This is a genomic window from Bacillus sp. ok061 (assembly GCF_900108285.1).
Taxonomy (GTDB): domain Bacteria; phylum Bacillota; class Bacilli; order Bacillales; family Bacillaceae_G; genus Bacillus_A; species Bacillus_A thuringiensis_S.
The window spans coordinates 107904-126458 of the sequence record NZ_FNUW01000011.1 but is presented as its reverse complement, the minus strand read 5'-3'; the positions used below and the strand labels follow the sequence as shown (position 1 = coordinate 126458).

The following is an 18555-nucleotide window of genomic DNA, read 5'->3' as shown; positions in this document are numbered from 1 at the left end:
AAAAAAGGCCCAATCGGATAGATTGGGCCTTTTTGTTACGGCTGATTGCGCATAATCCACTCTGCATGAGCATTTGTAGAAGGTGGCGGATCAGTTGGTGTTTTATTTTGGTTTGTCTCTTTTTTTGTTTGTTCGTTAGAGTTAGAACTTGAATTTGAATCAGGATTTGAGTTGTTTTTTGTAGTTGGATTTTTTGCTTTTTCTCCTAATTCTTTTTCAATTTCGTTACGCACCGTTTCTACACTGATTGGATCTGGAAGGAAGTAATAAATACCGCCTATCTTTTTGTCTTCGCCTTCAAGCTTTAACGTTTGCATTGTAGAAGGATCAAATCCAGAAAGTTTATTGTAAAGAGCAAGTCCGTCTGAAATAGGAATGTCGGTTTTTATATATTTTCCAACGACAGCTGTTAAATCTTTAATTTTAAATACAGTAGAGGTGGAGTTTAGTTTATGAGCAACAGCGGCCAGTAATTGTCTTTGTCTAGCAGCTCGACCATAATCGCCATTTGGATCTTGCTTTCGCATACGGACGTAAGCAAGTGCTTCTTCACCGTTTAAGTTTTGCTGTCCTTGCTTAAATTGAATTTTTTTGTAGTAATCCACGTCAGAGCGCTCCCAGAAATCGAAGGGTACGTCAACAGTAACACCGCCAACAGCATCAACGATACCTTTAAAGCCTTGGAAATCAATTTTCAGATAATGGTCTACAGGAACTTTTAGAAAGCCTTCGACAGTTTTGATTGCCATTTCTTCTCCGCCGTAAGCATGGGCAGCGTTAATTTTGTCTTCCTTATTTTTGCCAACAATTTTAACTCGAGAATCACGAGGAATACTCATAAGTGAAATCTTTTGCGTTTTTGGATTGACTGTTGCAAACATTAATGAGTCTGTACGACCATTTTGACCATCTGTCGCATAATCTTCTATACCCATAATGAGAATTGTAAAAGGTTCCTTTGTAATTTCTACATCTTTGTTTCTTAAATCCGATTTTTCACGAGTAAAACCACTATACATCCCCATAAGAGAAGAGTAAGAATTTAACACATAAACTCCTATACTGCCAAATAAAAATGCGAAAATAAGGAAGAAGAAAAGTTTCCTTCTTCGCTTCTTTTTTATTCTGCTATTTTGGAGATGATAATAACGTTCTTCCATATATAATCTCCTTAGTTCGTTAGTCCATTTGTAGGGAAGTAATTCACTACATTAATCTTTGAAGGTGATAAATGGGTTATGCTTAGATAACATCTTGTTCTAAGTACAACATATCTCCTTCTGTAATTGTACATTTCCCGTTTGTTAATTCAATCATCCAATCTGTAAATGCTTGTTTACCGTCTTCTTCTACATACGTATCAAATGTGACATTTTCTAGATAATGTATATCTTTAATAGCATATTTTGAATTGCGTAATTCATTTTCCGCTTTGCCAAGTAATGTGTAATCAATCTCGGTTTGCATCACACGCATTAGTTTTCGCTGGACAACACCGACATGATTAATGCCTTCGCTTGTACACTTTCCATATGCACGAATTAAGCCACCTGCGCCAAGTTTAATGCCACCAAAATAGCGTGTTACGACGACGACGGTATCTTTTAGTCCACGTTTTTTAAGTACTTCTAGCATTGGTACGCCAGCTGTACCGCTAGGCTCACCGTCATCATTTGCCTTTTGAATATGATCTTGTTCGCCAATTAAATAAGCGGAACAATTATGTGTTGCATTCCAATGTTGTTTTTTTATTTTTTGTATAAATTCTTGAGCCTCTTCCTCAGTCGTTGCTCGGCTAATATAACAAATAAATCTTGATTTTTGAATGACGATTTCGTGTTCGCCGTAGTCTTTGATTGTTAAATATTGTAATAGCACTTGTGTACGCCCCTATCTATCAAAATGACTAGTACTTTCCATTTTAAAAGCGAGTCTTTTTATATTCAAACATTTTTTCTAAATATGCTGAAGTTTTTGGTGAGTATTTTATCTTTTTGTTGTAATTTGTCGAGATGGTAGGTATAATTTCAACCGGCATTTTCATGTATGGATGCACCATTTGTAGTTTTCGTGTAAAATTAGGAAATAAAACTTTTTATAAGGCAGGTACGAAAATGAAAATAGCTATTGTTACTGATAGTACGGCATATATACCGAAGCAAATTCGTGATGAACTCAATATATATATGATTCCATTAAACGTTGTGTTTGGAACAGAATCTTATCAAGAAGAAGCTGAAATTTCAGCAGATGATTTTTATGTGAAAGTACGTGAACAAGAGGAACTTCCAAAAACTTCTCAACCAGCAATCGGAAAGTTTGTTGAGCTATATGAAGAGCTAGCTAAAGATTATGATGCAGTTATTAGTATTCACCTATCAAGTGGAATTAGTGGTACATATCAAACATCAACGACAGCTGGACAGATGGTAGAGGGTATTGATGTATATACGTATGACTCTGAAATTAGTTGTGAAGTACAAGGGTTTTATGTGCGTGAAGGTGCAAAGTTAGCAAGTGAAGGAAAGAATCCAAAAGAGATTATCGCTCGTTTTGATGAAATGAAGAAAACGATGGACGCCTATTTTGTAGTTGATGATTTACATCATTTGCAACGTGGTGGTCGATTAAATAGCGCGCAAGCTTTCATCGGCAGTCTGTTACAAGTGAAGCCAGTTTTATATTTTAGAGATAAAATCATTATTCCGTTTGAAAAGATTCGTACACGTAAAAAAGCATTAAAACGTATCATTGAAATTTTTGATGAGCAAGCAAGTAAAGGTGTACCTATGGAAGCAGTTATCATTCATGCGCAACGTGAAGAGGAAGCGAATGAATGGAAGAAAGAATTAGAAGCAAAATATCCTCACGTCACAATTCGTACAGGTTATTTTGGAGCTGTAATTGGTACGCACTTAGGTGAAGGTGCATTAGGTCTTGGATGGTATACGAAGTAATAAAGATATAAAAAGCTCTCTTTTTAAGAGGGTTTTTTTACGGGTATGTTACGTTTAGTTGACAAGTTAATATTTGGAAATGGTAAAATGTACGTAAAATAAAATAATGAGGAAAGTTTTATAACTTACTTTTTACAAGAAACTATATTATAATAGAAGAGAGGTGAAACATATGGAGCATAATTCTTGTTTATGTCCAAAGTTTGAGTCAGCTTTTACTTTGCTTAGTAAGAAATGGACTGGCTTAATTATTAAATCTTTGCTTGAAGAGTCGAAACGTTTTAGAGAAATCGCAGATATTATCCCAAATATGAGCGATCGTATGTTGTCAGAGCGTTTGAAGGAATTGGAAAGCGAGGGCATTGTAGTTCGTAATGTCTATCCAGAAGTACCAGTTCGAATCGAGTATGGCTTAACTGACAAGGGAAAAGCGTTAGAAAGTGTTATGGATGAGGTCCAAAATTGGGCTGAGAAATGGATGAAGTAGCATTTCATTTGTATTCGTATATTTAATAAAACGTAAGGGATTCCTTGCGTTTTTTCTTTGTTTACAGAAGTGAGAAAAGTATATAAATTTCTACACATACATACAAAAATATACGAATTTTGCGCTAGAGCTACAAATAATATTACATTTGTTTTACAAAAGCGTAACATTAGCAAAAAAAATCCCGAATTATGGTATAAATTTTATAGGTTATATACGGAAAAAGAAAAAAGAAAGCGGTGTAAAAAATAAAATGAAAAAGCTAAAAATGGCATCTTGCGCATTAGTTGCAGGGTTAATGTTTTCAGGACTAACACCAAATGTATTTGCAGAAGATAAAATTTCTGACGTGAAATCACAAATTAACACACAAAATGACACTTTACATAAACAACAACAAGAACGTGATGAATTACAAAAACAAATGAATGACTTAAACAAAACAATTCAAGGTTTAGATAAATCTGTTCAAGAGAATGCTGCAAAGCTTGATGAAACAACGAAAAAAGTTTCTGATACTGAGCAATTAATTGAAAAGAAAAATAAAGATATTGCAGAATTACAAACAAAGATTGCAAAACGTGAAGAGTTATTAAGAAAGCGTTTAGTTGCACTTCAAGAACAACCAAATACGAACGTTGTAACAGAAGTTCTTGTAAACTCTAAAAACGTTGCAGATTTAGTTGATCGTTTAACTTCTGTTTCTAAAATTCTTGAGTCTGATGAAGATATCATGAAAACACAACAAGAAGACCAAGCTAGTGTGAAAAAAGATGTTGCAACGGTAAAAGAGAAACAAAAAGAATTAAAAGAAGCACAAGCTCAAATTGAAACTGCTAAGAAAGAACTTGACGCTGAAAAAGAGAAAAAAGCAACAGCGGTAAACGATTTAAGCGGTAAAATGGATACAGTTGTAACTACAATGACAAGTACGGAAAGCCAATTAAAAGAGCTTGAACAACAAGCATTAAAATTACAACAAATTGCTGAAAAAGAAGCGCAAGAAAAAGCTGCACAAGAAGCTGCTGCTCAAAAACAAGCAGAGCAAGCTGCACAACAACCAGCAGCGGCTCAACCAGCACCAACACCAGCTCAACCAGCAGCTCCAGCAAATAATGCTGTACAAGCTCCAAAAGAAGAGTCTAAAAAAGAAGAGCCTAAAAAAGAAGAAGCGAAAAAACCAGCTCCAACTCCAGAAGTACCAGGTGATACTAAAGGTGGCGGTAGACAAGATGTTGTCGAAAAAGCTAAAGGTTTAGTAGGTCTAAAATACGTATGGGGTAGTGCGTCAATTTCAAACGGTGGTTTTGACTGCAGTGGTTTAATCTCTTACGTTTATGGTTTAGGTCGTCAAGATACTAGAAGCCTGTGGAGTTCTGTACAAAAGATTAGCGCATCTGAAGCAAAACCAGGAGATCTTATCTTCTTACAAGGTACATATAGAGAAGGTGTATCTCACGTTGGTATTTATATTGGTGGCGGTCAAATAATTCATGCTGCTGATGAGTCAACAGGTGTTACTTACGGTAGCGTAAATAGCTCTTACAATCAAAAACATTTCTTAGGTTACGGAAGATTATAGAATTATAATTCAATAAAAAACGTGTATAAAGTCGATAGCTTACTATTTTATAAGTAGGTTATCGGCTTTTTTGAGTTTTTACGGGATTTGAAGAAGGTTTTATAGTAGTGCTGGAGGTGATTGTTGATGCTAGCGGGGAAACAGTTGCTATTAGACGAACTTTCTTCAGATTTACAGAGGGAATTAAATGATTTGAAAAAGAAGGGAGAGGTCGTGTGTGTACAAGGTGTAAAAAAGAAGGCTTCTAAATATGTATGTCAGCGCTGTGGAAATATAGAGCAGCGGCTATTTGCGTCGTTTTTATGTAAAAGGTGCAGTAAAGTGTGCGCATATTGCCGGAAGTGTATAACGATGGGGAGGGTAAGTGAATGTGCTGTACTTGTTCGTGGGATTGCTGAAAGAAAGAGAGAAAAGAATTTAAATTTGTTACAGTGGAACGGGACGTTGTCTACTGGTCAGAATCTGGCGGCACAAGGTGTTATAGAGGCTATTAAGCAAAAAGAATCATTTTTTATTTGGGCTGTATGCGGGGCTGGGAAAACAGAGATGTTGTTTTACGGTATTAACGAAGCGCTTCAAAAAGGAGAAAGAGTTTGTATCGCAACGCCGAGAACGGATGTTGTTCTTGAATTAGCACCGAGATTGCAAGAAGTATTTCCATATATAAAGGTAGCGGCTTTATATGGAGGGAGTGTGGATAAAGAAAAAGATGCAGTACTAGTCGTTGCGACCACGCATCAATTATTACGTTATTATAGGGCGTTTCATGTCATGGTTGTAGATGAGATAGATGCTTTTCCATATTGTGCAGATCAAATGTTACAGTACGCGGTAAAACAAGCGATGAAAGAAAGAGCGGCGCGTATTTATTTAACTGCGACTCCAGATGAAACGTGGAAGCGAAAATTTAGAAAAGGTGAACAAAAAGGTGTTATTGTTTCTGGACGATATCACCGTCATCCTTTGCCAGTTCCTTTATTTTGTTGGTGCGGGAATTGGAAAAAAAGCCTCATTCATAAAAGAATTCCTCGAGTTTTACTACAGTGGTTACAAACATACTTAAATAAAAAATATCCTATTTTTTTATTCGTTCCCCATGTGCGATATGTAGAAGAAATAAGCCTGTTGTTAAAATCATTAAACAAGCGAATTGAAGGTGTACATGCAGAAGATCCGGGGAGAAAAGAAAAAGTAGCAGCTTTCAGAAAGGGAGAAATCCCATTATTAGTTACAACGACAATTTTAGAGCGAGGCGTAACGGTGAAAAATTTGCAAGTCGCGGTTTTAGGGGCGGAAGAAGAAATATTCTCAGAAAGTGCACTCGTACAAATTGCGGGCCGAGCCGGGCGGAGCTTTGAAGCACCGTATGGAGAGGTCATTTATTTTCACTATGGTAAGACAGAGGCGATGGTGCGCGCGAAAAAACATATTCAAGGTATGAATAAAAATGCCAAAGAACAAGGATTGATCGATTAATGCATTGTTTACTTTGTGACGAGTGTTTTGTAGAAAAGGTTAGTTGGTACACTTTTTTGTAAAGTGTCATAGAAAATATATATGTGATAGATGTGAGCAGAAACTTTCCTATATTATAGGAGAAATTTGCATGGGATGTGGGCGGCCTTTAGAATTTGTTCCTGCCTTATTTCAAGAAGACGGTATTTGTATAGATTGTATAAGGTGGATGAAAGAGGAGAAGTATCGTCCTTTTAAAAACCGTTCGTTATATATGTATGATGATGGGATGAAAGAAATAGTAGCGCAGTTTAAGTTTCGGGGGGATGCAGAGTTAGTGCGCATTTTTTATCGTCCTTTTCGAAGTTTATTTCAAAAGCATTTTGCCAATGTTTCAACCGTTATCGCTGTTCCGCTTAGTAAGGAAAGGGAAGTTGAACGTGGTTTTAATCAAGCTGAGTTATTAGCAACTTGTTTGCCTGTCAAACTTTCTTATCCATCATTAAGAAGAAGGGAAACAGAAAAACAAAGTAAGAAGACACGTAAAGAAAGGGTGTCAGGAAGCAATCCTTTTTATTTTCAGGGAAAAGAGATGTTTCATGAGCAACATGTTTTAATCGTGGATGATGTGTATACGACAGGAATTACTGTTAGACAAATTGGAAGCCTTTTGTATGATCGAGGAGCTAGAGAAGTTTCTTGTTTGACGCTTTGTAGAGGTTAATATGTGAATGTCGAAAGGAATAATAAAAAGACGACAAATCTTCTTTGACTAAAAGTCTTGTCATTCGTTATAGTCAGAATATGGGGTGAATGCCCTGATTTTTAGAGTGAAGGGAATGGAATGAACATGCAAGGACGAGTGAAATGGTTCAATGCAGAAAAGGGATTTGGATTTATTGAGCGCGAAGATGGTGATGATGTATTTGTCCATTTTTCTGCTATTCAACAAGATGGGTATAAGTCGTTAGAAGAAGGGCAACAAGTAGAGTTTGACATTGTAGATGGAGCACGTGGACCACAAGCAGCTAATGTTGTGAAACTGTAGGGGATATTGTTTTGGGAAGAGAAAGCTGCGTTTGTGGCAACGTTATATATATGTAGTAGAACCTCTTGTTTTTCGCAAGGGGTTTTTTGTTATAGGGTAAGTTGTCAAAAAGTTGTTTCTTTTCTGTAACGAATTGTCCACAGTTATATTCGTTATTCACGATGTTAATAGGATAAAATAAAGATAGAAACGATGCATCTTTTCATTTCAACAAAAAACGATAAAAAAATCGCAATTCCACTAATTTTTTTAAAAAAGTTAGAAGGAATTTTTAAGCCAGTGTCGAAATTATAGTACATAGGCTTGAAAGGAGGAATTCATCTATGAAATTCAACATTCGTGGTGAAAATATTGAAGTAACTCCAGCATTAAAGGAATATGTAGAGAAAAAACTAAGTAAGTTAGAGCGTTATTTTGATACATTCCCAGAGATTAAAGTTAATTTAAAAGTATACTCTGACAAGCAACGTGTCGAGGTAACAATACCATTTACTGATTTATTACTTCGTGCAGAAGAAACTAATAGCGATATGTACGCTGCTATCGATTTAGTAGTTGATAAAATTGAGCGACAAATTCGTAAACATAAAACAAAAGTAAATCGTAAGTTACGTGAGAAAGGTTCTATGAAAACGAACTTTATCCTTCCAGAAGCAGTAGCTGTTATGGATGAGGTAGAAGAAGATGAATTAGAACTTGTACGTACAAAACGATTCGATTTAAAACCGATGGACGTTGAAGAAGCGATTCTACAAATGGATATGCTAGGACATAATTTCTTCGTCTTCACAAATGCTGATACAAATGAAACTAATGTTGTATATGGCCGTAAAGATGGGAAATACGGTTTAATCGAAACTAAATAATAATTCGAAAGCGCAGCCGAAATGGCTGCGCTTTTTTTATGTTTTAGTTTTTTCTTTTCGAAAGGTGAAAGAATTTATAAGTAGCCCATTTCATTAAGACGTGATTTTTAGACAGTGTTTCGTCAAAACAGCATGGGGAAATTAAAAGGCGAGTTACTCTTTATGATTTGGAACAGGCGTAGGTAAGTAGTTATCTCTATAAGTAATTTGTTGCTAGGAGTGTATTATTATTTTTGTTAATTTGGCAAAATGTTTACAATTGCAAATATAATATTAAATATTCTGAAATGTATTGAAGGTGTGTTGAGAGAATGATATTGTAATATTGTATTATAATGATTTATTTTATTTCTTCAGTGAAAAAATAAAATCAATATAATGCTACAAATTATCGGAGGTGCTTTTAGTGAGTATTAAGAAAAAAAGTCGTTTTATGTTTGGATCTGTTTTATCTTTAGGTATTTTAGCTAGTACTTTTGCTTTAACCGAACCTGCTAAGGCTGATACAAGGGATGATCATGTAGAATTTACCTTTAGACTTTGGAGTGCATATGATTTTACTAATGCACGTCCTAAAGAGAACCCTACTTCTATGTATATGCGTGTGAAGAGTAGTGAGAAGGGCGGTGGTTCTTTTAACGTTTGGACAGAAGCGGATAAAAATAAAGGTAAAGGTGATAGAGATTGGGTAAATGTTTCAGGTAAGCATGAAGGAGAAGTGCAACCAGGTAAAACATATCTTTTCCAAAATTATGCATATGAACGATATAGGAAAAATGTTCCTGTTAGATTTGGTGGTTATTCTAGAGAAAATAATGCTTATCCTACTGATTGGAGTCCTGATAGTGTAAGACCTAATGGACCTTACATTGAATATTGATTTAGAAATTATAAATTGAAATTATTTATTTTGTAGCGCTAGAAAAAGTCGTCTAGTTCCGAATCTGAATTATACGACTTTTCCTGCTATTTCATTTTAAAAATAGGAGGAGCTGTAATGAAACTTATTTTAAAATATATTGTATTCTGTTGTTTTATATTGAGTATTAGTTTCTTAGTTTCTTGTCAAAAGAAAGTAGATGAACCTATTGTAAATATTGAAGATACTTTAACGGAAAAATATAATTTGAAAAGTATTCAGTTGCAAGAAATTAAGAAAAATACTATTTATGAACAAGTATTTTCGGGGAATAAAAATGGTAATGATTTCTTTCAAGGTCAAATAGATAGAAATGATATTGCAATAGAAGATAGGCTTTCAGATAAAAATTTAAAGTCAGGAGTTATACCAGAAAATTATTATGTGTTTTTATCGGGTGTTACGAATAAGAAAAAACCAACGTATCTTTTGGGACGGATTGAACAAACTGATGGGAAAGTAATTGAGTGGAAACAAGAAGTTAAGAGTGTAAAAAGAAAAGGTACAAATGATGTTTATCAGTATGAAGTTGAGTTTCCTAAATTTGAAGGAGAGAGAGCAAATGTTGCTTTTCGTTACATCTGGTTAAATAAAGAAAATAAATGTTATGGTGTTGCGGATCAATTGTTCATATTAAAAAAGGTTTAAATTTAATTAATGGTTTATGGAGGAGCTGTAGATGAGTTACTTTTTAGGAAGGATTTTAAAAGGTAGGATGTTTTGGTTGTCTTTATTTATTATGTTAATAATTGTTACTGCTCAATATATTGCTATGTTTGTGACAACTAAAGGATTTAACGATGCTGGGATTATAAAGGTATCCCCATATTTATCTAATATTTTACATTTTAATAGATTGTCATTTTATAGTGAGTTTTATCTACTTATATTTCCTATGCTTTCTGCAATGGCTGTAGCAGGGATTTATAGAATTGATAAAAATTATGGATTTATTTATCCTGTTATTTCTAAAATGGGAACAGGTTATTATTTTAAGCTACTTTATTTTATTAATTTTAGTGTATCTTTTTTTATTATAAGTTTCCCTTTACTATTTAATTTTTATTTATATGCAATGACTTATCCAACAGTCGCTCCGCATCCAATATTAAATTATATGGCTGCTACTGTCTCACCAACAGCTCAATTTAATACAGTTTATTATGAGTACCCTACTTTATATTTTCTAATGTATGTATTTTTAAATGGTTTATACGGTGCGGTTTTTTCGAGTTTGGCTTTATCAGTTTCATTTTTTATAAAACGAGTTTATTTTATTTATTTAGTTCCATTTGTTTTACATATTTTTTGGCTTGGTATTGGAAAAGGGATTCTCAATCCTAAAGATTATGTAATTAAAGATTTCGGCTTTTTTGAATTACAAATTTTTCTTAGTGTCTTGTTATGTATTTGGTTTTGTTCTGTAGTTCTTTATTTACGGGGGAGTAGGAAGCATGTTCTTTTATAATGTAATGAAAGAAACTATAAGGATGAAGTACGTTTGGTTAAGTATTCTTTTTTTACTTAATGTTAGTATCATTGGTTGCTTGTTCAATTATTTTGAACAGGGCATTGTAAAAGAAAAAATGAACGAATTAGAAACTTTGTATAAAGTTATGTCGTTTTATAATTTGTCGACTATATTTATTCCTTTAACCATCGTTTTTTCTGTATATTCTATGTCGAATTTTTTTAGTATTTATGTAGTTTATCGAGTGAATAATGCAATGAAATTAGTTTCTATATATTATTTGAAACTATTCGTTTTTGTTTGTTTTTTCGCTGGGAGTATGATTTTACAGTTATTTTTACTGTCAAATATGATGGCTGTAACTAGTGTTGATGTAAATTATCCATTATTATTTTGTATTCAATTATTTGCGAATGTTTTTATATGTATGATAAGTGCTTTATTGCAATTATTTTTACCTAGTTTACTTGTAATAATATGTATGATCATTGCTGTTTTACTAGATAGATTTATATTACATGGATTTTTATTTACAAATGCTTTTTATATAAATGTCTTTGAAGATGGTACTGGTTTATTTATACGTTTATTTGGATGTTTTTCTATCTTTTTTATAAGTGTATGGATTTTAGCTAAAAAAAGTTATATTGCTATGAATGATGAGACAGAGGTGATCTAGTTTACATTATGATTTTATATTATTTGTTAAAAAGAGATTTACATGTACGGTTTCGAGATTCCATCAAGATAATGGCTTTTTTATTTTTAATTTACGCTATTATAGCAATTACTTTTTTATACAATCAGCCTCTTAGTAATGGTAAAGAATTTGTATTGGTAGATGTTACCTTTTATCGATTTTTTCATGGAGTAGACTTTGTGGATTTATCTTATTTTTATAAGGAGGGGCGATTTTCTATCCCTTTTTATTGGATATTTTTTCAAATCACTCCTTTGTTGCTTGTAGGGAATTTTGCTTTTTCAGATATTCAACAGAATGGTGTTTATTTATTTCCTCGTGTTAAGAAGAAGCATTTTCTGTGGTTAACGAAAATATTATCTTTGTTTTTTTATATAATTAGTATTTGGATTGTTATGTATTTTCTTTGGTTTAGTGCTTACTATGTGCTTTCTTTAGGCGAGTATACTTTTTTAAATTTATATAGTCAATTTCCTTATAAAATATTAGGTACTATGCTAATTCAAATAATTATAAGCTTTTTATTAGCTTTGATTTTTGAGTTTTTAACGCTTTATATACCAATAACTATTGTTTTTGTACTGATGTTGATGTACCTATTTTTGTCTATTTTCTTTCATAGTACTTATTTTTTAGGTTCTTTTGTTATGCCAAATCGTTGGTATTTTGTTGATCACAGTTCAATTCAATTGACTTTAGGTAATAATCAATCTATTCAATGTAATGATTTACTTTTAATAGGAATAGTAATTGTTATTGTAATGATTTTATTAGGTAGTTTTTGTTTTAAAAAACTAGATGTGATAGGTGAATAATTTATGGACAATTATATTAAATGTGAATGTATGACGAAAAGATTAAAGGGAAATATTGTGTTAGATAATATTAGTTTGTCAGTAAAAAAAGGAGAGTTTTTAGTTTTGAAGGGGCATAATGGTTCTGGTAAAACAATGATTTTACGTGCTATATCAGGATTAATGCGTTTAAATTCTGGAGTTGTTTATGTAGATAATGAAATGATTGGAAAACAAAAGCAATTTCCTGATTCTATGGGGATATTGATTGAATATCCAAGTTTTATTCCGGGGTATACTGGTTTTCAGAACTTGAAGTTTTTATCATTGATTAACAATAAAATTTCTGATGAGGAAATTTATAATATTATTCAAAGGGTTGGACTTGATAAAACAGATAAGAGAAAGTATAAAAGATACTCTTTAGGTATGAAGCAACGTTTAGGGATAGCGCAAGCTTTAATGGAACAACCAAAATTATTGTTATTAGACGAGCCAACTAATGCTTTAGATAGTGATGGAATAAAAGATGTTTTGGATATTTTGAAAGTAGAAAAATCTAAAGGAACGACTATTATAGTAGCTAGTCATGATGTGCATGTTCTAGATAATGAAATAGTAGATCGCATTGTACATGTTAATAATGGAAAGTTGGTAGATTAAGAGTGACAAGAAATCATGTCTTAATAATCATTGGATTGTGTCTGTTGCTATGTGTATTTGCTAGTTTCTTTAGATTTAAAACATTAAATCTAAAGAATGAATCTTATAAAGTGGTAAAAGGTGAGTTTTTATCTAATAGAATTTTTGAAGATGGACAAGGAATTACGTTTCATGCACTTGATCCTCTTGATCCTACAAAAGTTTATGATCCTTATGAAGACCGTGAAGTAGTGACGTATGTGTTACCTTTAGATATTACAAATACAACGAATCGGGATATTAATTTGCTTAGTAATAAGTCTATTTCTAATACAATGTTTTATTCTAAAATAGGAGAGTTTTATAATTTAATTCCGTATTCAATGGAATTACCTGAAAAATATCAGTTTGAGCCTGTAATACCTGCTGGTAAAACGGTACGAGGATATATTGGGACAAATTATTTTATAGGAGATGACCCTGGTAAGAATTATAAAAACTTTTCAAATGAATCAACTAAGGTGAAATTCATTTCTTTTATGAAGGATCAGAAAGGGAAATATCATGAATTAGAAATACCAATAAATTAATAAAATTCATGATTGATCCATATATATTTTAAAGGTGTTTTTTTGCTGTGGTTGAGTAGATCTTGCAACATAATAATATCTTTTAAAGTCGGAGTTGTTTCGCAGGTGTAAGTATCTATGGATGCTGCACCTGCGAAATTTCCGGCTTTTTGTAATTTTTGATTTAAAACTAATAGATTTCCTTCGATCATCCTCTTTTAAAAGGGGATATTTAATACAAAATGTGCAATAGAGGGATGGAGAAAAGACATGTTAGTTTGTTGGAACAAATGAAATAAAAACTTTTTTTGAATATAAGGCCTGACATTCGGTCGATTGTTGTCATAGTTATAAGACAAGTGTTACAATTATCATTAGGTATATACATTTTAGTTTTTTTAATTAGGAGAAAAATTGGCATAACATACATTTGATTTTTACAACGACTGATTGTAATAGAGAAAAAGAAAAACAATCGGAAGTTTTATTTTAATAAAAAGAGGAGCGTATTTCCTATGATCGGTATTTTAAAAAAGGTGTTTGATGTAAACCAACGCCAAATTAAACGTATGCAAAAGACAGTTGAGCAAATTGATGCATTAGAGTCATCTATTAAGCCACTAACTGATGAACAATTAAAAGGAAAGACGCTTGAATTTAAAGAACGTCTAACAAAAGGTGAAACAGTAGATGATCTATTACCTGAAGCTTTTGCGGTTGTTCGCGAAGCGGCAACTCGTGTTCTTGGAATGCGTCCATATGGCGTACAGTTAATGGGTGGTATTGCCTTACATGAAGGGAATATTTCTGAGATGAAAACGGGTGAAGGTAAAACGTTAACATCTACATTACCTGTATATTTAAATGCTTTAACAGGAAAAGGTGTTCACGTTGTTACAGTCAATGAATACTTAGCACAACGTGATGCGAATGAAATGGGACAACTTCATGAGTTCCTTGGCTTAACGGTAGGAATTAACTTAAATAGTATGTCACGCGAAGAAAAACAAGAGGCTTATGCTGCTGATATTACGTATAGCACAAATAATGAGCTTGGATTCGATTACTTACGTGACAACATGGTTTTATATAAAGAGCAGTGCGTTCAACGCCCGCTTCACTTTGCTATTATCGATGAAGTCGATTCTATTTTAGTCGATGAAGCGCGTACGCCGCTTATTATTTCAGGACAAGCTCAAAAATCAACAGAGCTATACATGTTTGCAAATGCATTTGTTCGTACGTTAGAAAATGAAAAAGATTATTCATTTGATGTGAAAACGAAAAATGTAATGTTAACAGAAGATGGTATTACGAAAGCAGAAAAAGCTTTCCATATTGAAAACTTATTCGATTTAAAACATGTAGCACTTCTTCACCATATTAATCAGGGGCTTCGTGCACACGTTGTTATGCACCGTGATACAGATTATGTTGTACAAGAAGGCGAAATCGTAATTGTAGACCAATTTACTGGTCGTCTTATGAAAGGTCGTCGTTATAGCGAAGGATTACACCAAGCGATTGAAGCAAAAGAAGGTGTAGAAATTCAAAATGAAAGTATGACGCTTGCAACAATTACATTCCAGAACTACTTCCGTATGTATGAAAAATTATCTGGTATGACTGGTACAGCAAAAACGGAAGAAGAAGAATTCCGTAGTATTTACAATATGAATGTTATCGTAATTCCAACGAACAAAGATATTATTCGTGATGATCGTGCTGATTTAATCTTCAAATCAATGGAAGGCAAATTCAATGCAGTTGTTGAGGATATTGTAAATCGTCATAAACAAGGGCAACCTATTCTTGTTGGTACAGTTGCAATTGAAACGTCAGAGCTTATTTCAAAAATGTTAACACGTAAAGGTGTACGCCATAACATTTTAAACGCGAAAAACCATGCGCGTGAAGCAGATATCATTGCAGAAGCTGGTATGAAAGGTGCTGTAACGATTGCGACGAATATGGCTGGTCGTGGTACGGATATTAAGCTTGGAGACGATATTAAAAACGTGGGTCTAGCAGTTATCGGTACAGAGCGTCACGAAAGCCGTCGTATTGATAATCAGTTACGTGGTCGTGCTGGTCGTCAAGGGGACCCTGGTGTAACGCAGTTCTACTTGTCTATGGAAGATGAATTAATGCGCCGCTTCGGTTCTGACAATATGAAAGCGATGATGGATCGTCTTGGTATGGATGATTCCCAGCCAATTGAAAGTAAAATGGTTTCTCGTGCGGTAGAGTCTGCACAAAAACGTGTTGAAGGAAATAACTATGATGCACGTAAGCAGTTATTACAATACGATGATGTACTTCGTCAGCAACGTGAAGTGATTTATAAGCAGCGTCAAGAAGTAATGGAATCGGAAAACTTACGTGGCATTATTGAAGGTATGATGAAATCTACAGTAGAACGTGCTGTTGCGCTTCATACACAAGAGGAAATTGAAGAAGATTGGAACATTAAAGGTCTTGTTGACTACTTAAATACAAACCTTCTTCAAGAAGGAGACGTAAAAGAAGAAGAATTACGTCGCCTTGCTCCTGAGGAAATGAGCGAACCGATTATCGCGAAATTAATAGAGCGTTACAATGACAAAGAAAAGCTTATGCCAGAAGAGCAAATGCGTGAGTTTGAGAAGGTTGTTGTATTCCGCGTTGTAGATACAAAATGGACAGAGCATATTGATGCGATGGATCATCTTCGTGAAGGTATTCATTTACGTGCTTACGGTCAAATTGATCCACTTCGTGAGTACCAAATGGAAGGATTTGCAATGTTCGAGTCAATGGTTGCTTCTATTGAAGAGGAAATTTCTCGTTACATTATGAAAGCTGAAATTGAACAAAACTTAGAACGTCAAGAAGTTGTTCAAGGTGAAGCTGTTCATCCATCTAGCGATGGCGAAGAAGCGAAGAAAAAGCCAGTTGTAAAAGGTGACCAAGTGGGCCGCAACGATTTATGTAAATGTGGTAGCGGTAAAAAATATAAAAACTGCTGTGGTATTGTTCAGTAATATAGGGCGATAGCTTTGGCTGTTTTGCAAACTTTTATATCAAAAATGTATAATTAAGAAGGGTTAAACTCTCTCCGTAATAAGTGGAGAGAGTTTCCCTTGTTTTCATACGAAAGTAACAGCAATTACATAGAGGTGAAGGAAATGGAATTAGTAGAAATTAGACAGGAATTAGAGAAAATGGCTAAGCGATTAGCGGCTTTTAGGGGGTCTCTTTGACCTTCCTACTAAGGAGAAACAAATTGCAGAATTAGAAGAAAAAATGATGAGCGCAGGATTTTGGGATGACCAACAAGGCGCGCAAGCTGTAATTAATGAAGCGAATGCGTTAAAAGATATGGTTGGAAGTTTCCGTCAATTAGATGAAACGTTCGAAAATTTAGAAGTAACGCATGAGCTTTTAAAAGAAGAATACGATGAAGATTTACATGAGGAATTAGAGTCAGAAGTAAAAGGCTTAATTCAAGAAATGAATGAGTATGAGCTTCAGTTACTATTAAGTGATCCTTATGATAAAAATAATGCAATTTTAGAATTACATCCAGGTGCAGGTGGAACTGAGTCACAAGACTGGGGTTCTATGTTATTACGTATGTATACACGTTGGGCTGAAAAACGTGGATTTAAAGTAGAAACGGTTGACTATTTACCGGGTGATGAAGCTGGTATTAAGAGTGTAACTTTATTAATTAAAGGTCATAACGCTTACGGTTACTTAAAAGCAGAGAAAGGTGTACATCGTCTTGTACGTATTTCACCATTTGATTCTTCAGGTCGTCGTCATACATCGTTCGTATCTTGTGAAGTTGTACCAGAGTTCAATGATGAAGTTGAAATCGAAGTACGTACAGAAGATTTAAAAATTGATACGTATCGCGCAAGTGGAGCGGGTGGGCAGCACGTTAATACGACAGATTCAGCAGTTCGTATTACACATACACCGACAAATACAGTTGTAACGTGTCAGTCGGAACGTTCTCAAATTAAAAACCGTGAGCATGCGATGAAGATGTTAAAAGCGAAATTATATCAAAAGAAACTAGAAGAACAACAGGCACAATTAGATGAAATCCGCGGGGAACAAAAAGAAATCGGATGGGGTAGCCAAATCCGTTCTTACGTATTCCACCCGTATTCTCTTGTAAAAGACCACCGTACAAATACGGAGGTTGGTAACGTACAAGCAGTTATGGATGGAGAGATTGATCCATTTATTGATGCTTACTTACGTTCTCGCATCTAATAAGTGAAAAAAAGCCAACTAAATTGTTGGCCCACGCTGAGGATATAGAGGATATAAAGAATTTGATTTTATTTTTATAGATGAAGTAAAGAGGAAGAGAAGTTGGAAACGACAACTTCTCTTTTTGATGGGATTATATGTAGATTACAATGGTGTATATTGTTTTGTAAAAAGTAGAGAATAGTAAAATAGAGCGATAATAGGGTAAAGATTTATATAGAACATTTCTAATTTTCCTTTTAAAAAGGATTCTTTATAGAAGTTTTTTAAGCTGTTCACAGAATTGAAACAACTTATGAAAGCTTTATTTTATCAAGGTTCTCACTGTATTTTTGAGGAATATGAAATACACCTTAGTTTTTCTATATAAAGATAATGCTTATAATGAAAATGAGTGTGTTAGGAATAAAAAGAATATCAACAATGGGGAGCGATAGAAGTGAAAAAGAAATTGTTGGCTATTGCGCTAGGGACATCGGTTGTTTTTGCTTTAGGAGCATGCGGAAATAAAGAAGAGAGTAAGTCTTCGAAACAGTCTGCAAGCACAGACAGCGCAGAACAAATTTTCCAAAGAAGTTGTGCTGGATGTCACGCGACAGATTTATCAGGGGCAACTGGACCTGATTTAAGAAAAGTAGGCGGTAAGTACGACGCTGCAGATATCGAAGAGATTATTAAAAAAGGCCGCGGTTCAATGTCACCAGGACTTATTCAAGGTGAAGATGCGAAAAAAGTATCTGAATGGTTAGCTGAACATAAATAAAAAAGGTGAACTGGACGAGTTGATAATATAGGTCAA

Annotated in this window: 19 protein-coding genes and 1 pseudogene; 17 read left to right on the top strand and 3 right to left on the bottom strand. The window is 34.0% G+C overall.

The genetic code is table 11. From position 1 onward, the window contains the following. Positions 1-35: 35 nt before the first annotated feature. Positions 36-1160 (bottom strand): LCP family protein, encoded by a 1125-nt coding sequence (locus C4S65_RS16460; protein WP_000392797.1) that lies wholly within the window; start codon positions 1158-1160, stop codon positions 36-38. 82 nt (positions 1161-1242) lie between these two features. Then, entirely contained in the window at positions 1243-1878 is a 636-nt protein-coding gene (locus C4S65_RS16455; RefSeq protein WP_086407187.1) for a YigZ family protein, read from the bottom strand. Positions 1879-2114: 236 nt separating this feature from the next. Here C4S65_RS16455 and C4S65_RS16450 point away from each other — a divergent pair, with 236 nt between their 5' ends. From C4S65_RS16450 to C4S65_RS16380, 14 genes and pseudogenes are all read left to right on the top strand, one after another. After that, positions 2115-2957 carry a DegV family protein gene (locus tag C4S65_RS16450; protein ID WP_000684725.1) on the top strand — a complete coding sequence of 281 codons (843 nt, stop codon included), beginning with the start codon at positions 2115-2117 and terminating at the stop codon, positions 2955-2957. Between the two features lie 172 nt (positions 2958-3129). Beyond that, complete coding sequence (locus tag C4S65_RS16440) at positions 3130-3444, top strand: helix-turn-helix domain-containing protein (protein WP_000400857.1); 315 nt, start codon at positions 3130-3132, stop codon at positions 3442-3444. A gap of 148 nt (positions 3445-3592) precedes the next feature. Beyond that, positions 3593-5026 (top strand): C40 family peptidase, encoded by a 1434-nt coding sequence (locus tag C4S65_RS16435; RefSeq protein WP_140348261.1) that lies wholly within the window; start codon positions 3593-3595, stop codon positions 5024-5026. A 126-nt stretch (positions 5027-5152) separates the two neighbouring features. Further along, positions 5153-6502 (top strand): ATP-dependent helicase ComFA, encoded by a 1350-nt coding sequence (gene comFA, locus C4S65_RS16430; protein WP_086407188.1) that lies wholly within the window; start codon positions 5153-5155, stop codon positions 6500-6502. Then, positions 6502-7205, top strand: a pseudogene (locus C4S65_RS16425) (ComF family protein). The gene comFA and the pseudogene C4S65_RS16425 overlap by 1 nt, the downstream one beginning before the upstream one ends. Positions 7206-7331: 126 nt before the next feature. Beyond that, on the top strand, positions 7332-7529 hold the full coding sequence (gene cspC / locus C4S65_RS16420) for a cold shock protein CspC (RefSeq protein ID WP_001990088.1): 198 nt from the start codon (positions 7332-7334) through the stop codon (positions 7527-7529). A gap of 323 nt (positions 7530-7852) precedes the next feature. Beyond that, complete coding sequence (gene raiA / locus C4S65_RS16415) at positions 7853-8395, top strand: ribosome-associated translation inhibitor RaiA (protein WP_000671187.1); 543 nt, start codon at positions 7853-7855, stop codon at positions 8393-8395. Positions 8396-8801: 406 nt separating this feature from the next. Beyond that, on the top strand, positions 8802-9275 hold the full coding sequence (locus C4S65_RS16410) for a hypothetical protein (protein WP_000023376.1): 474 nt from the start codon (positions 8802-8804) through the stop codon (positions 9273-9275). 117 nt (positions 9276-9392) lie between these two features. Further along, positions 9393-9962, top strand: a complete 570-nt coding sequence (locus C4S65_RS16405) for a hypothetical protein (RefSeq protein ID WP_000767072.1) — start codon at positions 9393-9395, stop codon at positions 9960-9962. A 31-nt stretch (positions 9963-9993) separates the two neighbouring features. Beyond that, a complete protein-coding gene (locus C4S65_RS16400) occupies positions 9994-10782 on the top strand; it encodes a hypothetical protein (protein WP_000120041.1) in 789 nt (262 codons plus the stop codon). Continuing rightward, entirely contained in the window at positions 10769-11464 is a 696-nt protein-coding gene (locus C4S65_RS16395) for a hypothetical protein (protein WP_000466502.1), read from the top strand. The genes C4S65_RS16400 and C4S65_RS16395 overlap by 14 nt, the downstream gene beginning before the upstream one ends. 71 nt (positions 11465-11535) lie before the next feature. Beyond that, positions 11536-12300, top strand: coding sequence for a hypothetical protein (locus C4S65_RS16390; protein ID WP_061667820.1), 765 nt, complete (start codon positions 11536-11538; stop codon positions 12298-12300). 3 nt (positions 12301-12303) lie between these two features. After that, on the top strand, positions 12304-12942 hold the full coding sequence (locus tag C4S65_RS16385) for an ATP-binding cassette domain-containing protein (protein WP_086407189.1): 639 nt from the start codon (positions 12304-12306) through the stop codon (positions 12940-12942). Between the two features lie 41 nt (positions 12943-12983). Then, positions 12984-13511, top strand: a complete 528-nt coding sequence (locus tag C4S65_RS16380) for a hypothetical protein (protein WP_042973457.1) — start codon at positions 12984-12986, stop codon at positions 13509-13511. Here C4S65_RS16380 and C4S65_RS16375 read toward each other — a convergent pair. Continuing rightward, positions 13508-13702: a hypothetical protein gene (locus C4S65_RS16375; protein WP_042972814.1), complete on the bottom strand. Its 195-nt coding sequence runs from the start codon at positions 13700-13702 to the stop codon at positions 13508-13510. The genes C4S65_RS16380 and C4S65_RS16375 overlap by 4 nt on opposite strands. A gap of 303 nt (positions 13703-14005) precedes the next feature. Here C4S65_RS16375 and secA point away from each other — a divergent pair, with 303 nt between their 5' ends. The 3 genes from secA to cccB all read left to right on the top strand — a co-directional run bounded on the left by secA (position 14006) and on the right by cccB (position 18519). After that, positions 14006-16513 (top strand): preprotein translocase subunit SecA, encoded by a 2508-nt coding sequence (gene secA, locus C4S65_RS16370; RefSeq protein ID WP_000579371.1) that lies wholly within the window; start codon positions 14006-14008, stop codon positions 16511-16513. A 144-nt stretch (positions 16514-16657) separates the two neighbouring features. Next, positions 16658-17756, top strand: a protein-coding gene (prfB, locus tag C4S65_RS16365; RefSeq protein WP_097807990.1) for a peptide chain release factor 2 whose coding sequence is annotated in 2 segments (ribosomal slippage) — positions 16658-16729 and positions 16731-17756 — 1098 coding nt in all. Because the reading frame shifts where the segments join, the coding sequence is not laid out codon by codon here. A 439-nt stretch (positions 17757-18195) separates the two neighbouring features. Beyond that, entirely contained in the window at positions 18196-18519 is a 324-nt protein-coding gene (cccB, locus tag C4S65_RS16355) for a cytochrome c551 (RefSeq protein WP_000727971.1), read from the top strand. Positions 18520-18555 lie beyond the last annotated feature (36 nt).